Source organism: Pseudomonas vancouverensis, from assembly GCF_004348895.1.
Classification (GTDB): Bacteria; Pseudomonadota; Gammaproteobacteria; order Pseudomonadales; family Pseudomonadaceae; genus Aquipseudomonas; species Aquipseudomonas vancouverensis.
Genome location: NZ_RRZK01000036.1, coordinates 48,399 through 69,616 on the forward strand (window position 1 = coordinate 48,399; position 21,218 = coordinate 69,616).

The 21,218-nt window shown below is 58.3% G+C and carries 22 protein-coding genes; 13 read left to right on the forward strand and 9 right to left on the reverse strand.

Annotated elements, in window-relative coordinates:
* The first annotated feature begins 45 nt into the window (after positions 1-45).
* A complete protein-coding gene (locus tag EIY72_RS27845; RefSeq protein ID WP_093224822.1) occupies positions 46-939 on the forward strand; it encodes a sensor histidine kinase in 894 nt (297 codons plus the stop codon).
* Entirely contained in the window at positions 936-1,595 is a 660-nt protein-coding gene (locus tag EIY72_RS27850; RefSeq protein ID WP_093224826.1) for a response regulator, read from the forward strand. The genes EIY72_RS27845 and EIY72_RS27850 overlap by 4 nt, the downstream gene beginning before the upstream one ends.
* On the opposite strand, the gene yegS is transcribed toward EIY72_RS27850, so the two are convergent.
* A complete protein-coding gene (gene yegS / locus EIY72_RS27855; RefSeq protein WP_093224828.1) occupies positions 1,579-2,496 on the reverse strand; it encodes a lipid kinase YegS in 918 nt (305 codons plus the stop codon). The genes EIY72_RS27850 and yegS overlap by 17 nt on opposite strands.
* A 220-nt stretch (positions 2,497-2,716) precedes the next feature.
* Between yegS and EIY72_RS27860 the strand changes: the two genes are divergently transcribed.
* Entirely contained in the window at positions 2,717-3,028 is a 312-nt protein-coding gene (locus tag EIY72_RS27860) for a hypothetical protein (RefSeq protein WP_371315373.1), read from the forward strand.
* A gap of 66 nt (positions 3,029-3,094) precedes the next feature.
* Here the strand turns inward: EIY72_RS27860 and EIY72_RS27865 are convergent, their stop codons facing one another.
* The gene (locus tag EIY72_RS27865) at positions 3,095-4,321 is read right to left on the reverse strand and encodes a molybdopterin molybdotransferase MoeA (RefSeq protein WP_093224831.1); all 1,227 of its coding nucleotides are present in this window, start codon (positions 4,319-4,321) and stop codon (positions 3,095-3,097) included.
* Positions 4,305-4,844, reverse strand: coding sequence for a molybdenum cofactor biosynthesis protein B (moaB, locus tag EIY72_RS27870; RefSeq protein ID WP_093224834.1), 540 nt, complete (start codon positions 4,842-4,844; stop codon positions 4,305-4,307). The genes EIY72_RS27865 and moaB overlap by 17 nt, the downstream gene beginning before the upstream one ends.
* 81 nt (positions 4,845-4,925) lie before the next feature.
* On the opposite strand from moaB, the gene mobA reads away from it, so the two are divergent.
* The gene (gene mobA, locus EIY72_RS27875; RefSeq protein WP_093224837.1) at positions 4,926-5,528 is read left to right on the forward strand and encodes a molybdenum cofactor guanylyltransferase MobA; all 603 of its coding nucleotides are present in this window, start codon (positions 4,926-4,928) and stop codon (positions 5,526-5,528) included.
* Positions 5,529-5,603: 75 nt separating this feature from the next.
* Positions 5,604-5,825: a YgdI/YgdR family lipoprotein gene (locus EIY72_RS27880; protein WP_093224840.1), complete on the forward strand. Its 222-nt coding sequence runs from the start codon at positions 5,604-5,606 to the stop codon at positions 5,823-5,825.
* A gap of 76 nt (positions 5,826-5,901) precedes the next feature.
* Here the strand turns inward: EIY72_RS27880 and EIY72_RS27885 are convergent, their stop codons facing one another.
* The 4 genes from EIY72_RS27885 to EIY72_RS27900 all read right to left on the reverse strand — a co-directional run bounded on the left by EIY72_RS27885 (position 5,902) and on the right by EIY72_RS27900 (position 8,862).
* The gene (locus EIY72_RS27885; RefSeq protein ID WP_093224843.1) at positions 5,902-6,792 is read right to left on the reverse strand and encodes a pseudouridine synthase; all 891 of its coding nucleotides are present in this window, start codon (positions 6,790-6,792) and stop codon (positions 5,902-5,904) included.
* Between the two features lie 71 nt (positions 6,793-6,863).
* On the reverse strand, positions 6,864-7,181 hold the full coding sequence (locus tag EIY72_RS27890; RefSeq protein WP_093224845.1) for a transcriptional regulator: 318 nt from the start codon (positions 7,179-7,181) through the stop codon (positions 6,864-6,866).
* 160 nt (positions 7,182-7,341) lie between these two features.
* Positions 7,342-7,578 carry a glutaredoxin family protein gene (locus EIY72_RS27895; protein WP_093224848.1) on the reverse strand — a complete coding sequence of 79 codons (237 nt, stop codon included), beginning with the start codon at positions 7,576-7,578 and terminating at the stop codon, positions 7,342-7,344.
* Between the two features lie 75 nt (positions 7,579-7,653).
* Positions 7,654-8,862 (reverse strand): ammonium transporter, encoded by a 1,209-nt coding sequence (locus tag EIY72_RS27900; RefSeq protein WP_093224851.1) that lies wholly within the window; start codon positions 8,860-8,862, stop codon positions 7,654-7,656.
* A 330-nt stretch (positions 8,863-9,192) separates the two neighbouring features.
* Here EIY72_RS27900 and EIY72_RS27905 point away from each other — a divergent pair, with 330 nt between their 5' ends.
* The 8 genes from EIY72_RS27905 to EIY72_RS27940 all read left to right on the forward strand — a co-directional run bounded on the left by EIY72_RS27905 (position 9,193) and on the right by EIY72_RS27940 (position 19,825).
* Complete coding sequence (locus EIY72_RS27905) at positions 9,193-9,507, forward strand: ElaB/YgaM/YqjD family protein (RefSeq protein WP_093224854.1); 315 nt, start codon at positions 9,193-9,195, stop codon at positions 9,505-9,507.
* Between the two features lies 1 nt (position 9,508).
* A complete protein-coding gene (locus tag EIY72_RS27910) occupies positions 9,509-9,898 on the forward strand; it encodes a phage holin family protein (protein ID WP_093224857.1) in 390 nt (129 codons plus the stop codon).
* Positions 9,895-10,239, forward strand: coding sequence for a hypothetical protein (locus tag EIY72_RS27915; protein ID WP_093224859.1), 345 nt, complete (start codon positions 9,895-9,897; stop codon positions 10,237-10,239). Before EIY72_RS27910 ends, EIY72_RS27915 begins: the two co-directional genes overlap by 4 nt.
* Before the next feature lie 180 nt (positions 10,240-10,419).
* Positions 10,420-11,748 (forward strand): deoxyguanosinetriphosphate triphosphohydrolase, encoded by a 1,329-nt coding sequence (locus tag EIY72_RS27920; protein WP_093224861.1) that lies wholly within the window; start codon positions 10,420-10,422, stop codon positions 11,746-11,748.
* A 176-nt stretch (positions 11,749-11,924) separates the two neighbouring features.
* Complete coding sequence (locus tag EIY72_RS27925; protein WP_093224863.1) at positions 11,925-12,317, forward strand: response regulator; 393 nt, start codon at positions 11,925-11,927, stop codon at positions 12,315-12,317.
* Between the two features lie 241 nt (positions 12,318-12,558).
* On the forward strand, positions 12,559-13,185 hold the full coding sequence (locus EIY72_RS27930) for a response regulator transcription factor (RefSeq protein ID WP_093224865.1): 627 nt from the start codon (positions 12,559-12,561) through the stop codon (positions 13,183-13,185).
* 8 nt (positions 13,186-13,193) lie between these two features.
* Positions 13,194-16,829, forward strand: a complete 3,636-nt coding sequence (locus EIY72_RS27935) for a transporter substrate-binding domain-containing protein (RefSeq protein WP_093224867.1) — start codon at positions 13,194-13,196, stop codon at positions 16,827-16,829.
* A 50-nt stretch (positions 16,830-16,879) separates the two neighbouring features.
* Positions 16,880-19,825 (forward strand): HD domain-containing phosphohydrolase, encoded by a 2,946-nt coding sequence (locus tag EIY72_RS27940; protein WP_093224870.1) that lies wholly within the window; start codon positions 16,880-16,882, stop codon positions 19,823-19,825.
* On the opposite strand, the gene EIY72_RS27945 is transcribed toward EIY72_RS27940, so the two are convergent.
* The gene (locus EIY72_RS27945; protein WP_093224873.1) at positions 19,826-20,308 is read right to left on the reverse strand and encodes a GAF domain-containing protein; all 483 of its coding nucleotides are present in this window, start codon (positions 20,306-20,308) and stop codon (positions 19,826-19,828) included.
* Positions 20,305-21,195 carry an ATP-binding protein gene (locus EIY72_RS27950; RefSeq protein ID WP_093224876.1) on the reverse strand — a complete coding sequence of 297 codons (891 nt, stop codon included), beginning with the start codon at positions 21,193-21,195 and terminating at the stop codon, positions 20,305-20,307. The genes EIY72_RS27945 and EIY72_RS27950 overlap by 4 nt, the downstream gene beginning before the upstream one ends.
* Positions 21,196-21,218: the final 23 nt, after the last annotated feature.

The window sequence follows — 21,218 nt, forward strand, 5'->3', positions numbered from 1 at the left end:
CGTGACTGGTTTATTCGCAGCGAACATTCATTGGCTCCATCCGCTATGTACGCCAGTTTCAAGTCAATCGCCACATGGCCACCCTCCAGAGACAATGCGCGCAAGTTCACACTTTTCCTGTGTGCCTGCTCGACCATCGTCAGCGCGGTAGTCTATTGCCAGTCCGCAGCTTTGCCGCTGGGGTTGCTGCTGCTCAATATCGCCGCATTGACCAGCCTTGCTGTGCAGTATCGCCTCTCGCGCAAATCGATAAAATTCGAACCGCAGGAACTCGCCGACCGCTTGCTGCAGGTCCAGGAAAACGAACGCCACCGGCTGAGCCGTGAGCTGCATGATGACATCGGGCAGTTGCTGACCGCCGCCAAGCTGCAAAGTGACTGGCTCAAACGGCGAATGCCGGAAGAGCTTCAAGGGCAGTGTTCGGTGCTGTGCGACACGCTGGAAGAAACCCTGGCCAAAGTGCGCGATGTGTCGGCCATTCTCAATCCCCGCCAGCTCGCCAGCCTTGGGCTGGAGGCCAGCCTGCGTGCACATTTGCTCAAGACCCTGGCCAATACGCCGGTGCACTGGAGTCTGGAATGCCAGCAGCGTTTGACCGGCATACCCGAAGAGATGGCCGTGGCGGCGTTCCGCATCACCCAGGAAGCGGTCACCAACATCCTGCGTCATGCCCAGGCGAAAAACCTGCTGGTCTGCCTGCAACGCCTGCCACAAGGGCTGCAGTTGCAGATTCGCGACGATGGCCAGGGGTTCGCCCCCGCCACCGACCCGGGTCGCGAAGGTCAGCGTGGAATGGCCGGGATGTCGGAACGGATCGATCAATTGGGCGGTACGCTGACCGTCACCAGCGAGCCGGGCAAAGGCACTCAAATCGAAGCTCTCTTCCCGTGGGCGCCACGTGCGCTGGAACGGGCCAGTTCGAATAAGGTTATGCATTGACTTGTAACTTACTTCTGGTGGATGACCACTCGCTGATCAGGGCTGGCGTGCGTGCCCTGGTAATGGATCTTCCGGGTTACGCCGTCATCGGCGAAGCCAATGACGGTTCGCAGTTGCTCGAAATGGTCGAGCACCTGTCCCCGGATATCGTCCTGCTGGATATTTCCATGCGCCAGACCGGCGGCCTTGAAGCCTTGCAGCAGCTCAAGCAAATCCGCCCGCACAGCAAAGTGCTGATCCTGTCGATGCACACCGACCCGGCACTCATCATGCAGGCGCTTGAATCCGGTGCCCATGGTTATCTGCTCAAGGACACCACCGCCACCGAGCTGGAACATGCGCTGGAAGCCTTGCGCAATAACGAGCGCTACCTGAGCCCGGCCATTGCCCATACGGTGATCAACCAGGCGCTGACCCGCAACCAGAAGCATCAACCCGAGCCGACCGATTCGCACAACCTGACGGCACGCCAGCTGGAGATCCTGCGCCTGATCGTTCGCGGAAAATCCACCCGCGAGATCGCCAACGGCTTGGGATTGAGCGTGAAAACCGTTGAGACCCATCGCTCGCAAGTCATGAAGCGCCTGCAGATCTTCGACGTGGCGGGCCTGGTGTTATTCGCCGTGCGTGAACAGATCATCAGCCTGGACGACTGACGCCGGCATTGGCGCACAGCAGGGGCGATTGCTCGGGCAAATGCACGAGCAACGCTGCGGGCCGTACCGAAAACCGCAGGTTTTCGCCTTCCAACGGCTCGCCGTCCAGATTGATGAACAGCCCTTCGGAGACTCTGATCTCGATCCAGGGCAGGCGCGTACGGACAAACAGGCTATCGATGCCGAAGCCCTCGCTGAACAGGTTTTTCAGCGTGCCAACCACCTCCTGTGGTGCCGGCAAAATGCTGATGTCCAGCAGGCCATCGTCCACCAGAGCCTGCGGACACAACGCCTGTCCGCCGCCGGCCTGTCGCCCGTTGCCGATCCCCAGCGCCAACAGTTCGCCACGCCAGTGAAAATCCGGGCCACGCAGTTCACCGTATGCGGCGTGCAGCTCATTGAAGCGTGACAAGCCGGTGAACAGATAAGCGGCGCCGCCGAGGACTTTCTTCAGATCCTCCGAAGTGTTGGCCGTGACCTGACTGCCAAAACCTCCGGTGGCCATATTCAGGAAGACCTGCCCATCAACCTCCCCCAGGTCGATGGCGCTGGGCGCCACTTCCAACAGGTCCAGCGCAGGTCCTGGCTCCAGAGGCACACCCGCTGCGCGGGCAAAGTCGTTGGCGGTGCCCAGTGGCATTAACACCAGGCTGGCCTTGGTCGAACTGGCTGCCATGGCTTCGGCGATATCCCGCAACGTGCCATCGCCACCGCCAGCGATGATCTGTCGATAGCCCATTGCCAATGCTTCATCCACCACTCGCTGGGCATCGCCGCCCTCCCAAGTGAGTCGAACAGCCAGTTCCCAGCCCTCTTCGCGTTTGCGTTCGACTGCCGTGCGTACTGCCTCGTTGAGCGCCTGCTTGCCATGCAGAATCAACAGCGCCTTGCGTTCGCTCATAAGTGTCCTCGCGGTTTGATGGGTACCTGGGAAATGTGGACCCCCGGGCCGCTCAAAAAAGTCGCTGACTGGCGAATTATTTTTCCTCGGAAAGCCTTGAGCCCTGCGGCACGGTAATTTTTCTTACAAGAACTGAGGAATCGGCTCAATTGACCAAAAATCGGGCGTGGCTCACTTTGAGACCCGGCTTTATTTTCAGCAGCTCTCACAGGGACGTGTCATGCACATTCAATCGATGAGTTCGTCACCCACGCCCGTTTTACCGATCATGGAAAAACAGGTCGATCACCAAGGTCATTGCGACAATCCGGTAAAAACCAAAGGGGAAGCTGATATGGACAATCGCATGACCGAACTGGAAGCCCACCTCAAGTGCATTCGCCGAGACATGCAGGAAGTCCGCACCGACGTCAACGCCATCAAGCACAGGCTGGCCTATTCAGTCGGAGGCACCATGGTTGTACTCGGACTGCTGGGATGGGTTGCCAATAGCCGTTTCGAGCAGGTCATCTCTATGCTGCTGTCCAATTGAGACGGTAACAACGCGAAACCCGGTCAGATCAACCGGGCTTGTTTCACCCTGCAGGGAAACCGAGCGTCAGCCCAACACTTCACTCAAAGGGATGAAATAAACGCTATCACCTTGCTCCAGGCTGCGCTCCTCCAATACTTCTACCAGACCATCAGCCCAGGCTGCACTGCGCAGAACACCAGAACTCTGGTTCTTGTAGATGATGGCCCGCCCATTCTCCAGGCGGCCGCGCAAATATTCCCGACGATTGCCTGGCACTGGCCAGTCGAACCCGGCCGGCACCTGCACCTTCAACGGCTCAACCTCTTGCACACCCTGACGGCGCAAAAGATAAGGCCTTGTCAGCAGGGCAAAGGTCACCAGCGTGGAGGCCGGATTGCCCGGCAAACCGATCACCGGCACGCCCCGGAAATGCCCGAAGGTCAGCGGTTTTCCCGGTTTGATCGCCAGTTTCCATAATGCCAGCTCGCCTTCCTCGCGCAAGGCGATTCCCAGAAAATCGGCTTCGCCTACGGACACGCCACCGGTAGACAGAATCAGGTCGACACCTTTCAACTCACCCAGTTTGGCCCGGGTGGTTTGCAGGTTGTCCGGAAGAATACCGGCATCGATGACTTCGCAGCCCAGGCGTTGCAACCAGCTGCACAGCAACACCCGATTGCTGTTATAGATCTGCCCCGGACCCAGCGCCTGCCCCGGCTCGATCAACTCGTCGCCGGTGGACAACACTGCCACGCGCACCTTGCGCACGACATGCAGTCCGGCACACCCCAGCGAAGCGGCCAACCCTTGCTCGATTGGCCCCAGGCGTGTGCCCGCCGGCAGAATCAGCTCTCCGACCGTCGTTTCCTGGCCTTGCGGACGGATGTTCTGGCCCATAACCATGGTTTCGATGAAGCCCACCCGCTCATCGGCCTGAACTTGCGCGTTTTCCTGCATTTCGACGCAATCGGCGCCCGCAGGAACGGGGGCGCCAGTGAAAATGCGGGCACAGGTGCCAGGTTGCAGTGGCTCAGGAGCTTGACCTGCAAATATCTTTTGGCTGACCACCAAGGGTTCGCCGGTCCAGTCGGCCAGGCGCAGCGCATATCCGTCCATGGCGCTGTTGGGCCACGGTGGCAAATCGAGAGTCGACACCAGGTCCTCGGCCAGCACGCGCCCCTGAACCTGCGCCAGCGGCAAGAACTCGCGCTCGACAATCCTGGAGGCCTCGGCCATTTCAAGCAGGCGCGCCAATGCCACCTCGACCGGCATCAAGCTGCCTGTCTTGCCCGGCTTACCCACGGGATTCACAAGGCGCCGCCTGTTTCAGATGAGGGACAAAATTGCACGGGCGATGCCGCGAATCCAGTTGCTCGGCAAGAATTCCGTCCCAACCGGTGCGCACGGCATTGGTCGAGCCCGGCAAGCAGCACACCAACGTGCCGTTGGCCAGTCCAGCCAAGGCTCGGGACTGCACGGTCGAGGTGCCAATGTCCGCCACTGAGATCTGCCGGAACAACTCGCCAAATCCATCGACCTGCTTGTCCAGCAAGCAGGTTACGGCTTCGGGTGTGCTGTCGCGCCCGGTAAAGCCGGTGCCACCGGTGATCAACACCACTTGCACGATGTCGTCGGCAATCCAGTTGGCGACTTGCGCGCGAATTTTGTACAGGTCATCTTTGAGCAATACCCGGGCCGCCAGGTTATGGCCGGCAGCACTCAAGCGGTCGACAAAGACCTGGCCGGAAGTATCGGTTTCCAGGGTACGGGTATCACTGACAGTCAGCACGGCAATGTTCAGCGGTGCGAAAGGTACATCAGCCTTGGCTTTCATAGGCTCGTCCAGTTGTAGGAGAAACAGCCCGGTGTTATATCACAGCCCCTCATTTTTTCGCCGCTTCGATGGAGCATGGTCATGACCTCCTCTCAGCAGTTGCCGCCCTGCTCCATTCTGCTCCTGGCCGGGGGACGCGGCCAGCGCATGGGCGGTCAGGACAAAGGCTTGCTGGAGTGGCACGGCGAGCCGCTGATTGCCCACCTGCATCGCAAGACCCGCCCGCTGACGGACGACCTGATCATCTCCTGCAATCGCAATCAGGCGATCTACGCGCCCTATGCCGACCAGTTGGTCGAGGATGATGAAGGTGATTTTCCAGGTCCGCTGGCTGGCATTCGCGCGGGGCTTGGCGCCGCCCGCCACTCGCACCTGCTGGTAATGCCATGTGATGTTCCGCGCATCGACATGGCCCTGCTCACGAGCATGCGTGAAACAGCCCATCTGCATCCGGACAATCCGGTGATGCTCTGGCATGACCAGCACTGGGAGCCCTTGCTCTGCGTGATACCGGTCATGCACAGGGCAGCGTTCGAGAGTGCCTGGGCCGAGGGAGAACGCAGTCCCGGACGCGTGATGCGCACACTCGGCGCGACGGCGTTGCATTGCCCCGATAACGACCCTCGCCTGGCCAACCTCAACACGCCGGAACTGTTAAGCGCGCACAACACTATGGCAGACTGATATCCAAGGAACTTGCACGCTTGGTTTACGTCTCAAGCTCAGTAACCAAAAGAATTCAATCTCGGAGATACACCCATGACTCAACGGACCCTCGCCACTTTCATGCTCGCGCTCGGCCTCGCCACCCTCGCCGGTTGCTCCTCGCCATCCGTGATCACCTTGAATGACGGTCGCGAAATCCAGGCCGTCGACACGCCAAAATTCGACAAGGATTCCGGCTTCTACGAGTTCGAACAACTGGATGGCAAGCAGACCCGCATCAACAAGGATCAGGTTCGTACAGTTAAAGACCTGTAATCCTGGCGACGACGCCGAAAACGAAAAAGCCCGCATCAAGCGGGCTTTTTCGTTTTCAGCCAGTGATGCCGGGCAATTACCATTGCAAGGTGATTTCGCTCTTGAAATGCCTAGCCTGCCCCGTGACAGGATCGACGAACCTCAACTCCTGCGCCAGCAGCTTCAAGGGATTGGCATAGTCATCCGGCGCGTCCTTGAGAACGTCAGGATAGAACGGGTCGTTGCAGATACTGGCGCCCAGTGAGGTCATGTGCACCCGCAACTGATGCTTCTTGCCCGTGACCGGGTACAGCCCGTAACGCCACAGATCACCGTGCTTTTCCCTGACTTCGACAGCGGTCTCGGTATTGCTGGCGCCCGGTCCTTCCTGCATGCGGAAGAACGGCTCGCCATTGATCATTCGGCTCTTGTGAATCAGGGGGAACACCTGTTCCGGCAATGCTCGGGCGATGGCCTCGTAAGATTTCTCGATTTGCCGAGTAGGGAACAATGACTGGTACGCCGAACGGCTTTGAGGGTTGGCGGAAAACAACACCAGGCCAGCGGTATGCCGATCAATGCGATGCAGGGGGACCAGGTGAGGGTTGTCCAGCCGGCGAATCAAGCGCCGCAAAAGCGTCTGTTCAACGTATTCACCAGCGGGAGTCACGGGTAAAAAGTGCGGTTTGTCCGCCACCACAAGGTGTTCGTCGGCATACAGGATCGACTCGACGACCGGAATCGGCTTTTCGTCCGGCACTTCGCGGAAATAGTGAATACGCAGGCCTTCCCGGTACGCCAGGTCGACACCAATCGGCTTGCCCTCTCCATCGAGAACACGGCCGCGAGCGATTCGGTCCAGCCACTGCTCACGACCGATTGCACTGAAGTGATCACACAGGCAATCGAGGACGGTCAGCCACGCCCCAGGCGGCAAGTACAAGGTGCTGGCCTGACGGTGTGCCGCAGAAAAAGATGAAGTGGACATACGAACGCTCTATACCTCGATACAGAGCGGCATTATCCAACAGTGGCGCGGGCGAACCTAGAAGAGAATCCTCACGCCGGGATCCGTGCGCGGGCTGCCGCCTCCGTGTACTCCTTGAGCCAGCGCAGTACATCGACCGCCTCCCAGCGACCCGGATCATAGAGCGCGTACAACAACCCCTGATAACCCACGACATCCAGTTGCCGGTGATAGCCTGCACGCTGGAACAACGCTTCGATCTCCGCAAAACAGGTATTGAAATGGGTTTTGTTGAACGGGGTCTTGCCCTCGGTCACCAGGCCATCGAGCTGCAACTCAAGGACAGCTTCACGCACCACATCGGCGGACATCCGGTTCACGCTGTTCTTCAACTGTTCGACATTGACCATGATTCATCCTTCTTGCGCCGGGCTTGGCTGCTCAGTCCTGAACCGCACGAGCAGCAACCACAAGTAACTGTATGCACATACAGTACCGGAACAACGTCGAATTAGCCAAGGGATCTGTCACATAGTTCGACAGGCGGAGAACACCGTCCGTGCAAAACACTCAACGCAGGAACGCGACCACTTCATCGGCGCTAAACGGCCAGCCGAGCTCGGCACCGGTATCCACCCGCCGCAACACCGGTATGCGCAAGCTGTAGGCTTGAAACCAGGTTTCGTCATCGGCAATGTCCACCAGCTCCACCAGCAGGCCTCGCTCGACAAACTCCATCAGCATGGCTTCGGCCACTTCGCAGAGATGGCACCCCAAGGTACCGAACAACTGACATTCGGGCAGCATGAGCACTCAACCAGAAAATGAAGTGCTCATTCTAGGCCGGCCCGGAAAAGTCGTCGAGCCGGCGCGCCGCCTGATTCAGTCCTGGCTGACGGCACCAATCTTGTGAATCGACAGGTCCGCGCCGTAGTACTCCTGCTCCTGGCTCAGACGCAGGCCATGCAATGCCTTGATCGTGCCATACACGGCAAAGCCACCGGCCAACGCCACGACCACGCCCAGCACCGTACCGATCAATTGGCTGATCAGACTGACGCCGCCCAGTCCGCCCAGGGCGCTCTGACCGAAGATACCGCAGGCAATCCCGCCCCATACGCCACACAGACCATGCAAAGGCCACACCCCCAGCACGTCGTCGATCCGCCATTTGACCTGCGCGGCGGTGAAGCACCAGACAAACAGCGCACCCGCGATGGCGCCAGTGACCAAAGCACCGACCGGGTGCATCAGGTCAGAACCGGCGCAAATGGCCACAAGCCCGGCCAGCGGACCGTTATGCAGGAAGCCCGGGTCATTGCGTCCGACGATCAACGCCGCCATGGTACCGCCGACCATGGCCATCAAGGAGTTCACCGCGACCAGCCCGCTGACGCCCTGCAGGGTCTGGGCGCTCATGACGTTAAAGCCGAACCAGCCGACAATCAGGATCCACGACCCCAAGGCCAGATAAGGAATGCTCGAGGGCGCAAAGGCCACCAGGCGCCCATCGCGATAACGCCCGTTACGTGGCCCCAGCAGCAATACCGCCGCCAGCGCCAGCCAGCCGCCCATGGCATGGACCACCACGGAACCTGCAAAGTCATGGAAGCCGGCACCGAAACGTGCCTGCAACCAGGCTTGCAGGCCCAGGTTGCCGTTCCAGACCATCCCTTCGAAAAAGGGATAGATGAACGCAACGATCAGCGCCGTAGCGCACAATTGCGGAACGAAGCGTGCGCGCTCGGCGATGCCTCCGGAAATGATTGCAGGAATGGCTGCCGCAAACGTCAGCAGAAAGAAAAACTTCACCAACCCATAACCATGATCGGCGCTGAGTACCGCCGCCGGTTGCATGAAATTCACCCCGTAGGAAATCCAGTAGCCTATAAAGAAATAGGCCAGGGTCGACACCGCGAAGTCGCTGAGGATTTTCGACAACGCATTGACCTGGTTTTTCTGGCGAACCGTGCCGACTTCCAGAAAGGCAAAACCGGCGTGCATGGCAAGAACCATGACGGCACCGATCAGGATGAACAGCGTATTGGAGCTATGGACCAGGGTGTCCACAGCGCTTTGCAGGTTTTCCATGGGGTGGCAGACCTTATGGCTGAAAAAAGCACCAAAGCGGTTCGCGCTTTCAGCTCACGCACCAAGTTGCGGCTTTGCCCGATCGACTCCCTGATCAGGGCGAACTCTTTTGGTGCACTGATTGCATCATGGCAAAAAGATGCCGCTGACGCAGGCGCGTGTTCTTGATTGTTGGCATCATGAATTGACTGAAGTCCTGCGCGGCAATGGCGCAGCAACACAGATTGACGCACCACGACAAAGCAAAAGATGTACCAGTCATTTGTACTGAACCTTCGCTCAAGGCTCATACTCGAACGCTTCAGAACGCCACCTTAAGGAGATCCCCCCATGGCCAGCATCAAGGCAAAGACCGCTCAAGAAATTCTGATGAACGATTTTCAGACCCTGGTCAGCGATACCGAGCGCCTGCTGGAACACACCGCCACGCTGGCCGGCGATCAGGCCGATGAGTTGCGCAGCCAGATCCACGACAGCCTCCTGCGCGCCCGCGAGACCTTGAAGCTGACGGAAGACTCGTTGCGTGAGCGCGGCCAAGCGGCTGTTACGGCCACTGAGGACTACGTCCAGGCCAACCCGTGGCAGTCAGTCGGAATCGCGGCTGGGGTGGGTTTTCTGATTGGCCTGCTGGCCAGCCGTCGCTGATATGGCAATCGATGAATCCAGCTCGTCTACGACGGGCACAGGCTCCTCGACGCGGCGCCTGGGTGCCGCATTCCTTGGATTGCTGCACAGCCATGTCGAACTGTTCGGTATCGAACTGCAGGAACAGAAGGCCCGCACGGTAAGCCTGTTGTTGTTTGCCGGGTTGGCACTGGTGTTTGCCCTGTTGCTGCTGGTGGGGCTTTCGACCCTGGTGCTGATCGTGTTCTGGGACACCTATCGCCTGGCCGCCATCATCGGACTTTGTGTGTTCTATTCCCTCGCGGCGGTGTTCTGCGCAATGCGTTTGCGGGCGGCGATTTTCGACGAGTCTTCGCCTTTCCATGGCACGCTCGAAGAGCTGGCCAATGACCGGGAGCGACTGCTGCCATGAGCCTGCCTGAACTACCGCGCAACAGTTCGCGTACCGAAATGCGCAAGGCGCTGATCCGCCTGCGCATGGAAATGCATCGCCAGGAAATCCGCCACGAATCCGCGCAATTGCTGCAACCCTTGCAGCGAGTACGTGGAATGACACAAAACCTGCAAGACGGTTTCGGCATCAAGCACGCGCCACTGTGGGGCATGGCGGCAGTCACCCTGCTAGGTTTTCTGACCGGCAAGAGTGCAAAGCATGGCGACGGTATCAGTAAGTTGACCCGCCTGGCGCGCCTGGGCGCTACGTTGGGGCCGCTGATCAAACTGGTGTTGCAGGGCCCCGCGCGAAAACCCTGACTCACTGATCCTGGCTGCGCTCTTGCAATACCCACAGACTGACATCCTTCACGTGAAGGAAGTCGGGCTGTGGGTGTTGCAGCTCATCAATATCGAGACCGACGGATCGTAGTTGCGCTTGCAGGTCCGGCCGTGAAACAGGAAGCTAGGCCATCAGTCACCTGACGGAGAGACCACGCCTTGGATTGGCATACCCTGCTTACCCGCGAACGACTTGGAAAGCCTCTGCACAGCCCTGAAGAACTTGGCCGCAGCCCTTTCCATAAAGACCATGATCGCATCATCTTCTCGGGGGCATTCCGCCGCCTCGGGCGCAAGACCCAGGTCCATCCGGTCACCAGCAATGATCACATTCACACACGCCTGACCCACTCACTGGAAGTCAGTTGTGTTGGGCGTTCATTGGGCATGCGGGTGGGTGAAACCATTCGTAGCGCCCTGCCCGACTGGTGCGAACCGAGCGACCTGGGGATGGTGGTGCAATCGGCTTGCCTGGCTCATGACATCGGAAATCCACCCTTCGGCCATTCCGGTGAGGACGCCATCCGCCACTGGTTTCAACAAGCTGCCGGGCGTGGATGGCTGGATGCAATGAGCGAGACCGAACGCGATGACTTCCTCAATTTTGAAGGCAACGCCCAGGGCTTTCGAGTATTGACGCAGTTGGAATACCACCAGTTTGACGGCGGCACACGGCTGACCTACGCCACACTGGGTACCTACCTCAAGTACCCATGGACAGCCCGGCACGCCGACTCCCTGGGCTACAAGAAACACAAGTTCGGCTGCTACCAGAGTGAACTGCCGCTGCTCGAGCAGATTGCCCACAAACTCGGCCTGCCCCAACTGGACGATCAACGCTGGGCACGGCATCCACTGGTGTATCTGATGGAAGCCGCCGATGACATCTGCTACGGACTGATCGATCTGGAAGACGGCCTGGAGATGGAGCTGCTGCAATACGCCGAGGTCGAATCGCTTTTGCTGGATCTGGTCGGCGACGACCTGCCGCAAACCTATCGTCAACTCGGTCCCAGGGATTCGCGCCGGCGCAAACTGGCGATCCTGCGGGGCAAGGCCATAGAACACCTGACCAACGCCGCTGCCCGTGCCTTTGTCGAACAGCAGGACGCACTGCTCGCCGGCACGTTACCCGGTGATCTGGTGGAGCACATGCATGGGCCAGCCAAACGTTGTGTCCTGAATGCAAAAGACATGGCACGCAAAAAAATCTTTCAGGACAAGCGCAAGACTCTCCACGAAATAGGTGCCTACACCACCCTGGAAATTCTCCTCAATGCCTTCTGCGGTGCAGCTTTGGAACAGCATGGAGGACGCGCGCCCTCGTTCAAGAGTCGGCGCATCCTCGACTTATTGGGCAACAATGCGCCCGACCCTCACGGCCCCTTGCACACCTCATTTCTGCGAATGATTGATTTCATTGCCGGCATGACGGACAGCTACGCGAGCGATATGGCACTGGAGATGACCGGACGCTCAAGTCATTGAGGAACGGGTTGATCAGCCATTTCGCCGTACGATCTGGCTGATTCACCCTTTAAAAACCCAATACGTTCAATCTCCGCTGAATATCCCTACAGAACATGCCGCGCTAACTGATCGCTTGCCCGCCAATCCTCAGGAAACAATCGCACTCCCTCTGCTCAACGGATGAGTATGTCGCCATGGCTGAAGATGATCTGCGTATCCTCTTGGTGGAAGATCACCCGTTCCAACTCAGAGCCACTCAGTACCTGCTGGAGAGTTATGGCTTCACTCAATTGACCCCCGTGGACAGTGCCGGAGGGGCCATGCAACTCATGTTCAGTGCCACGCGGCCATTCGATCTGCTTTTATGCGATCAGTGCCTGCCCGACCTGTCCGGCCTGGAGCTTCTGCGCCTTGCCAACCGTCATAGAATGATAAGACGGGCAATTATTCTAAGCAGCCTCACCCCCTACGAACTTGACGAGATAAAAATAAGGGCTTCCAGGCTTGCATTACCGCTACTGGGGTATTTGACAAAGCCACTCAAGCAATACGAACTTAGAAATCTTTTAACACTAACCAACACTTGAAACACTGATTTTCCTTTAAAAAAAACGGCCCAGCACGCCCATAGGGCACCGCAAAAAATATTACAATTAAACACATATGTAACTTTACTTTCCTTATAACAATCCAGTTAGCCTGTAGTCCATTTCTTGTTATTGCGTAGGACGTTTCCTATATTGCCACTACAGGCGCCTTGGCTCATACGTAATTCCGGTCATCTGAGCTAAGGTGCGCGCTTTATTTGAGCTCGCATGGGATTTTATTATGAACTCCGTTTTTATTGTCGACGATCACCCTGTTATTCGCCTTGCCGTTCGAATGCTCCTGGAACATGAAGGTTATAAAGTCGTCGGCGAGACGGATAATGGAGTCGACGCGATGCAAATGGTACGCGAGTGCATGCCCGACCTGGTCATACTCGACATCAGCATTCCAAAGCTGGATGGCCTTGAAGTGTTATCGCGATTCAACACCATGAATACTTCTTTGAAGACCCTCGTATTGACCGCTCAATCTCCCACGCTGTTTGGAATTCGCTGTATGCAATCCGGTGCATCGGGTTATGTATGCAAACAGGAAGAACTAAGCGAGCTGGTCAGCGCGATAAAAGCGGTCTTATCCGGTTACAACTACTTCCCCAGTGAAGCACTAAACCCTGCGCGAGGCGATGAAGCGCAGTGCGTCGAGCTGGAACTGTTCAAATCAGTGAATGATCGAGAACTAATGGTGTTACAACTTTTTGCACAAGGACGCACTAATAAAGAAATTGCCAAAGGCATGTTCCTGAGCAACAAAACCGTCAGCACTTATAAAAAACGTCTCATGCAAAAACTCAATGCCAAATCACTGGTTGAACTTATCGAGATGGCAAAACGTAATGCTCTGGTGTGAGGTTCGGGATGCCCAGTCGTTTAAAGGACTATCTGACCCGGGTGATTGCCGGTCTCTGCTTGGGCACTTCGCTGCTCGCGGCACAGGCAAGCGAAAACTACACATTGCTGAGTCGAGCGCAGACAGGGCCGCTTGAGCTCTTTTGGAATGAATCACAACAACAGTGGATCAATCAGAAACGCACGCTGATTCTCGGCACCTCGGCACCCGATTACCCCCCCTTCGACCTGACCAATAGCGGTCGCGATTATGAAGGTTTCACTGCTGACTACGCCGATATCCTGGCCAAGGCCACTGGCTTGCCGATCAGGGTTCAACGTTATGAATCCCGGGGAGCCGCCATCGCAGCGCTGGAAAACGGCGATGTCGATCTGCTCGGCACCGCCAATGGATTCGAAGCGGGCAATAGCAACATTGCACTGTCGATTCCTTATGCCGTCGACCAACCCGTACTGGTTACTCGTATCGGGGAAACCCGCCCCCTGACCGATGGCCTTGCCGACTTGCGCTTGAGCATGGTTTACCACTACTTGCCGCTGTCGGAGGTCAAGGCGCTCTACTCCAAGGCCGACATTACCCCTTACCCGTCCTACCAGAACGCAATCAATGCCGTTGCGTTTGGCCAGGCAGATGTGTTTTTGGGCGACACCATTTCGACCCATTACATGATCAACAAGGGCTACCTGAACAATATTCGCATGGCCAATTTCGGCAAACATGAAGCGCAGGGTTTCAGCTTTGCAGTGCACAGGGACAATCCCGAACTGCTAAGCATCATCAACGCAATGATCATGGACATGCCTGCTGGTGAACGCGAGAACATCGCCAAACGCTGGAGTGCGGGCAGCGACCTCTTGCTGACCGATCAAAAACTGCAATTTACCGATCGCGAGGAGCAGTGGCTCAAGCTCAATCCCATCGTGCGTGTCGTGGTCAATGAAGCCTTTGCCCCCCTGACGTTCTTCGACAGCGACGGAAACTTTCGCGGGGTGACCGCCGACTTGCTCGAATTGATCAGGCTGCGTACCGGTTTGCGCTTCGACATCCGCCGCAGTCGCAGCGACGACGAGATGATCGAGCAGATCAAGGACAACAAGGCGGACATGATCGCTGCCCTGCTTCCCAGCAGCCAGCGCCAGTCAAGCCTGAACTTCACGCGCCCCTATCTGGAAAATTCCTATGTCCTGCTGACCCGCAAGACGGTGGATAGCCCGGACAATCTTTCACAACTAAAAGGCAAGCGCCTGACCATTGCCCGTGGCAATCCCCTGAAAGACTACTTGCAAAAGGAGTTTCCCCGTATCAGGTTGATAGAAACGGCCGACAGCTTCAGCGCCGTGGAACTGCTCGCCGAAGGCAAGGCTGAAGGCGCGGTGAACTCCTTGATCGTCGCCAACTATTTCATCTCTTCACAGCTGTTCGAACACAACTTGCAGATCAGCACCACGATCGGTACCGAGCAGGCCGCGTTCGCCCTGGCCACCGCCCGCGACGCCGGGGAACTGAACGCCATCCTCGACAAGGCATTGCTGAGCATCGCCCCGGAGGAACTGGGTATCATCAACAACCGCTGGCGCGGCTACTCGGCGTCCTCACAAAGTACCTGGCGCCACTATCACCGCCTGTTCTATCAGATCGTCATCGGTGCCAGTGTGTTGCTGCTTGTTTCCTTTGCCTGGAACGGCTACATGCGGCTGCAGATCAAGCAGCGCAAGGCGGCCGAGCGCGCGTTGAACGACCAGTACGAGTTCATGCGTTCACTGGTCAACGGCACGCCTCATCCCATTTACGTGCGTGACCGCCAGGGTTTGCTGCAAAGCTGCAACGACAGTTATCTGCAGGTATTGGCTGTCACGCGCGAAGACGTGATGGGAAAAGGTGCCCTGCCGGGTACCCTGAGCAATGCCTTCGAAACCCGGGAGTATCAGGCCGACTACCTGAGCGTCATAACCGAAGGCGAGCCACTGATTGTCGATCGTGAGCTGCACGTCGATGGTCGTCGCCTGACAATTTATCACTGGATTCTTCCCTATCGCGACTCCGCCGGCACCGTGCAGGGCATCATCGGCGGCTGGATCGATATCAGCGAGCGGCGGGAGTTGTTCGATAACCTGCGTCGTGCCAAAGAACGGGCCGATGAAGCCAATCGGGCCAAAAGTACTTTTCTGGCCACCATGAGCCATGAAATACGTACGCCGATGAACGCGATCATCGGCATGCTCGAACTGACACTCAAACGTATTGATCGAGGGCATCCGGACCGCCCTTCAATCGATATTGCCTACCACTCGGCGAAGGGTTTGCTGGAGCTGATTGGCGACATTCTCGACATAGCCCGGATTGAATCCGGGCACTTGAGCCTGAGCCCGGAGCGTGTCAACCCCAGAGAGCTGGTGACGGCGGTGGTGCGGATTTTCGAGGGCCTGGCACGGCAGAAGAACCTGGAACTTTTGCTGACGGTTCATCCCGACAACCCGAACGTAGACGTAATGCTCGACCCGCTGCGTCTCAAGCAGGTGCTGTCCAATCTGATCAGCAACGCCATCAAGTTCACGGAACAGGGACAGGTCAGGGTGATGCTCGAGTTGCATCTGACGCAGGATACTTCGCGGGTGCGGATGCATTTGCAAGTGCTCGATAGTGGCGTTGGCATCAGCGAGCAGGACCAGCTACGGCTGTTCGAACCTTTCGCCCAAGCCGGCAGCACCACGCGGTCGGCCTTGAGTGGTACGGGGTTGGGCCTGGTGATCAGCCGTAATCTCTGCGAAATGATGGGTGGCAGCCTGGTCCTGAGCAGTGAACCGGATATCGGCACTCAGGTCGAGGTTTCGCTGCAACTGGACGCGCTGTCGCCCCAGAACACACCTGCGCCCAGCGAAGCGACAATCAGTCCCGCCAGCCATCCCTTGAACGTCCTGGTGGTCGACGATCACGCGGCCAATCGTCTGCTCATGTGCCAGCAACTGGAATACCTCGGTCACCGATGCGCAGTCGCCGAGAATGGCCAGGCGGGCCTGCAGGCCTGGACAGGCGACACCTTTGACCTGGTCATCGCCGACTGCAACATGCCGATCATGAACGGCTACGAACTGACACGGGCCATTCGCCAAATCGAACAGCAGCAGCAACAACCGGCCTGTACCATTCTTGGCTTCACTGCCAACGCACAACCCGAGGAGCTGCAGCGTTGCAAGCAAGCGGGAATGGATGATTGCCTGTTCAAACCGCTGAGCCTGAGTGCTTTGAGCCAGTGGGTAGCAACCATATCGCCGAGCCTTGAAGAGACTGTGTTCAACCTGCAGGACCTGCACCTGTTGACCGGCGGGGACTTGGCATTGAACAAGCGCTTGCTGACTGAGTTGATCAACAGCAATCGCCTGGATCTGAAAACCCTCCTGGCCTTGGCGCAATCCGCAGACAGACAGGCCCTGCGCGATATCGCCCACAAAATAAAAGGCGCTGCCCGAATCGTACAGGCCACACGATTGATCGAGCGCTGCGAAGCCCTTGAGAAAGCGTGCCAGGACCATGCCGATAGCATTACGCAATGCTGCGAGACCATGGAGCGTGCCATCCTTGAGTTGGAACACGCGCTGCTGCATCAGACCGGGCAAAACGGCGACAGCAAAATGACCGAGCCTTAACTATGCTTGGGCGCTCAGCAGTGCGTTATCCATCATGGAGAAGACCTGCAATGCCCAACCCACTGCGCCCGGACCCACGCCGCTTTCCGCTGCACGTCCATATCAGCGTGATGTTCACCTTTCTGCTGTTGCTGACCGGTATCGTACTGGGCATTTTCAATTATCGACAAACCACGCAAATCATTCTGTCCAGCAGTGAGAAGCTGTTCAACCGCATCGAGCAGGATGTCCGCCTTGATCTGAAAGCCACTTATGAGCCGATACGTCATCTGCTGAGCCTGCTGGTGCTCGATCCGGCGACCCAGGCACCCGGGCTGGAGCAACGCCTGGTGCTCCTGAGACCCTTCACCCAGGCATTGCAGGACAACCCGAACCTGGCATCGCTGTATGTCGGCTACAACAACGGTGATTTTTTCATGGTGCGCCCGCTGCGCACAAAGGCTTTGAAAGACCTGCTCAAGGCTCCACCAGCAGCGACGTATCAGGTGTGGAGCATCGAGCACAGCAGTAATGGCCAGTCTCACTCGCAGTCTTTGTTCTTCGATCCGGGCCTGACCCTGATCAGCCGCCAGGATAATCCCGGCGACAGCTACGATCCGCGTACCCGCACCTGGTTCACCAACGCGCACAACGACGACGATCAGATCACCACCGAACCCTACGTCTTCTTCTCCACTCACAACATCGGTACGACGCTGGCCCGACGCAGCAACGAAAACGCAGTCATGGGTGCTGACCTGACCCTGGCCGATCTCAGCGCGACGCTGACCAAGCACGTGGTAACGCCCAACACTGAAATCGTGCTGTTCGATGCAGAAGGCAATGCCATTGCCTATCCCGATAGCCGCCGACTGCTTGTCGATGATCAAACCACACGCTTGATCAAGGCTGCGGACTTGAGCCCCGCTCTTGCCGCACTGCTCAATGATCCCCCGCCAGGCAAGCGCCTGAAAGCCGCGGGGCACCAGTGGATCGTGGCCCGCAGTAGCATGCAGGAGGGCGGGCCCCAGGGGTTGCAACTGGCACTGCTGGTACCCGAGGACGAATTGCTGGTCGATGCCTATCGCATGCGCTGGCAAGGCGCCCTGATTACCTTGGCAACCCTGCTGTTGTGCCTGCCACTGGGCTGGCTGACATCAAGAGTGCTGGTCAAGCCGTTGCGGGCGCTGGTGCAGGAGGCCGATGCGATTCGCAGCTTCGACTTCAACTTTCCGCTGTCCCGTCGCTCACCAGTACTGGAGGTAGACCAACTGAGCGTGTCGATGGCACGCATGAAAGATACCTTGGCGAGTTTTTTCCAAATCACCGATAGCCTGAGTGCGGAAACCCGTTTTGCCCCCTTGCTGGAACGGGTACTGTTTGAAACCACGAAAATCGGCCAGGCCCAGGCCGGGCTGATTTACCTGCGTGAAGGTGACGGCGATCGCATGGAGCCTCACGGTCTGGTCATCAACGACAGCGCCGTCGACCTGGCCGCGTATGACATCCTTGGCCATGCGCTCGATGACCCACACAGCCCGGCCTGGGTGCGGCAGCTGGCCCATGCCGACAATACGGTCAGCAACCTGGGTTTCGAGCAGGCCGGCGACCTGCAAAAAATACTCCTGGCACTCGATTGCCCCAGGGTCCATCTGATTGGCATTCGCCTGCACAATCGCCATAACGAGACCGTGGGACTGTTGGCGTTTCTGTTGGCCGACACGGGCAACCAGAGCGATCTGGCAAAACTGCGACCTGACCGCATCGCGTTTCTTCAGGCCGTTTCCGGCGCGGCTGCCGTGAGTATCGAAAGTCAGCGCCTGCAAGCCAGGCAAAAGCAGCTGCTGGATGCTTTCATTCAGTTGCTGGCGGGTGCCATCGATGCAAAAAGCCCTTATACCGGCGGGCATTGCCAGCGAGTGCCGGAACTGACCCTGATGCTGGCCCAGGCCGCTGCCACCAGCCAGGAACCTGCGTTCAAGGGCTATCAACCGACCGAGGACGAATGGGAGGCACTGCACATTGCCGCCTGGCTGCACGATTGCGGCAAGGTCACCACGCCGGAATACGTGGTCGACAAGGCGACGAAGCTGGAAACCCTGTACGACCGTATCCACGAAATCCGCACCCGTTTCGAGGTACTCAAACGCGATGCCTGGATCAACTATTGGCAGGCCATCGCCCTGGGGGGTGACGAGCAACATCTGGCGCAACTGCGCAATGCGCAATTGGCCGGGCTTGATGATGACTTTGCCTTTGTCGCTCGCTGCAACCTCGGCAGCGAAGCCATGGATGACGCTGATCTGCAGCGCCTGAACAGCCTCGCGCAACGGACCTGGACGCGTACCCTGGATGATCGGCTGGGCGTGTCCTGGGAAGAGAACCGCCGTCAGGCGCGTATGCCGGCGGCGAGCTTGCCGGTCAGTGAACCGCTGCTCGCGGACAAACAGGAACACTTGTTCGAACGGCCGGAAAGCGAGCTGATTGCGCAGGACCATCCCTTGGGCTTCAAACTCGATGTGCCCGCACACAAGTTCAACCGGGGCGAGTTGTACAACCTGAGCATCACGCGAGGCACCCTGACGCGCGAGGAACGCTACATCATCAACAACCACATCGTGCAGACGATCCTGATGCTCAACCACCTGCCCTTCCCCAGTCACCTGCGCAGTGTCGCGGAGATCGCCGGCGGTCACCATGAAAAGATGGACGGCAGCGGTTACCCGAAACGCTTGCGGCGCGAGGAAATGAGCCTGCCGGCACGGATGATGGCAATAGCCGATATTTTCGAAGCGCTGACCGCTGCCGATCGCCCCTACAAGAAGGCCAAGACCCTGAGTGAAGCCCTGGGCATCATGGCCTTCATGTGCCGGGATGCACACATCGACCCCGATCTGTTCGAGCTGTTCATCAAGGCGCAAATCTATCTGCAGTACGCCAGGCGCTTTCTCGACCCAGCCCAGATCGATGCCGTGGATCCGTCGAGCCTGCTGGTCAAGGCAGGCTTGACAGTGTGATCAGCAGTCGGTCAGGCGCAGGAAAATCGCTGCCAGCTGCTCGATGCCGGCCTGATCCTGCGCAGTGAAGCGCGCCAGTTTCGGGCTGTCGAGATCCAGCACACCGATCAGTCGGCCGTCCTTGATCAGCGGCACCACCAGTTCGCTGTTGGACGCACTGTCACAGGCAATGTGGCCCGGGAATGCGTGAACATCCTCAACCAACTGCGTCTGCAAGGTGGCCGCCGCCGTGCCGCAAACACCGCGACCGAACGGAATTCGCACGCAGGCGATCTGCCCCTGAAACGGGCCCAGCACCAGCTCTTCATTGCGATTGAGGTAAAAGCCGGCCCAGTTCAGGTCCTCGAGTTGATTGAACAGGAACGCCGAGAACTGCGCGGCGTTGGCGATGAAGTCGCGCTCGTCCGCCAGTAGCGATTCCAGCTGCGCATGCAGCATGCCGTAGCCTTCGAGGCCTTGGCCGCTTTGCTGTAAATCGATCATGCCTTGTGCTCCAACAGTTTCAGTCCGACCCAGTAACGGGCAAATTGATAGGCGCAACGCCCGTTGCGATTGCCTCGGCCAGTGGCCCAGCGCACTGCCAGGATGTCCAGTTCCTCGGTCCGCTCCCAGGGCAGGCCGGCCTTGGCGGCCAACTGGCCGATCCAGTGCTCGACGACGTCGAGGAAGTGTTCCTGGGTGAATGGATAGAACGACAGCCACAGCCCGAAACGGTCCGACAGCGCGATCTTGTCTTCCACCGCCTCACTGGGGTGCAGTTCGCCGTCCACGCGTTTCCAGTTTTCGTTGTCGCTTTCCTTCTCCGGTACCAGGTGACGGCGGTTGGAAGTCGCATACAGCAACACATTGTCCGGCGCCTGTTCCAGCGAGCCATCGAGGACACTTTTGAGTACCCGGTAATCGCCCTCGCCCGACTCGAATGACAGGTCATCGCAAAACAGCACGAAGCGCTGGGGCAGCTTGGCAATCTGTTCGACCACCCGCGGCAGGTCCGCCAGATGATCACGCTCGATCTCGATCAGGCGCAGACCGGCCTGCGCATGTTCGGCCAGCAATGCCCGCACCAGCGACGACTTACCGGTGCCGCGGGAACCCCAGAGCAGCGCATGGTTGGCCGGCATGCCATCGAGGAATTGCTGGGTATTACGCCCCAGTTGTTCCACTTGGCGGTCGACACCGATCAAGTCGGACAAGCGCATGTCGAGGCTGACCTCCAGCGGCATCAAATAACCGCCACGGGTCTCCCGCTGCCAGCGCGCAGCCAGGCATTGCGTCCAGTCAATGGCGGGACGAGGCGCGGGCAACAAGGGCTCGATACGGGCCAGAACGGCATCGGCGCGTTCAAGAAAAGCATTCAATCGGGAATCCACGACTTCTCCTCGGGCACGTTCAC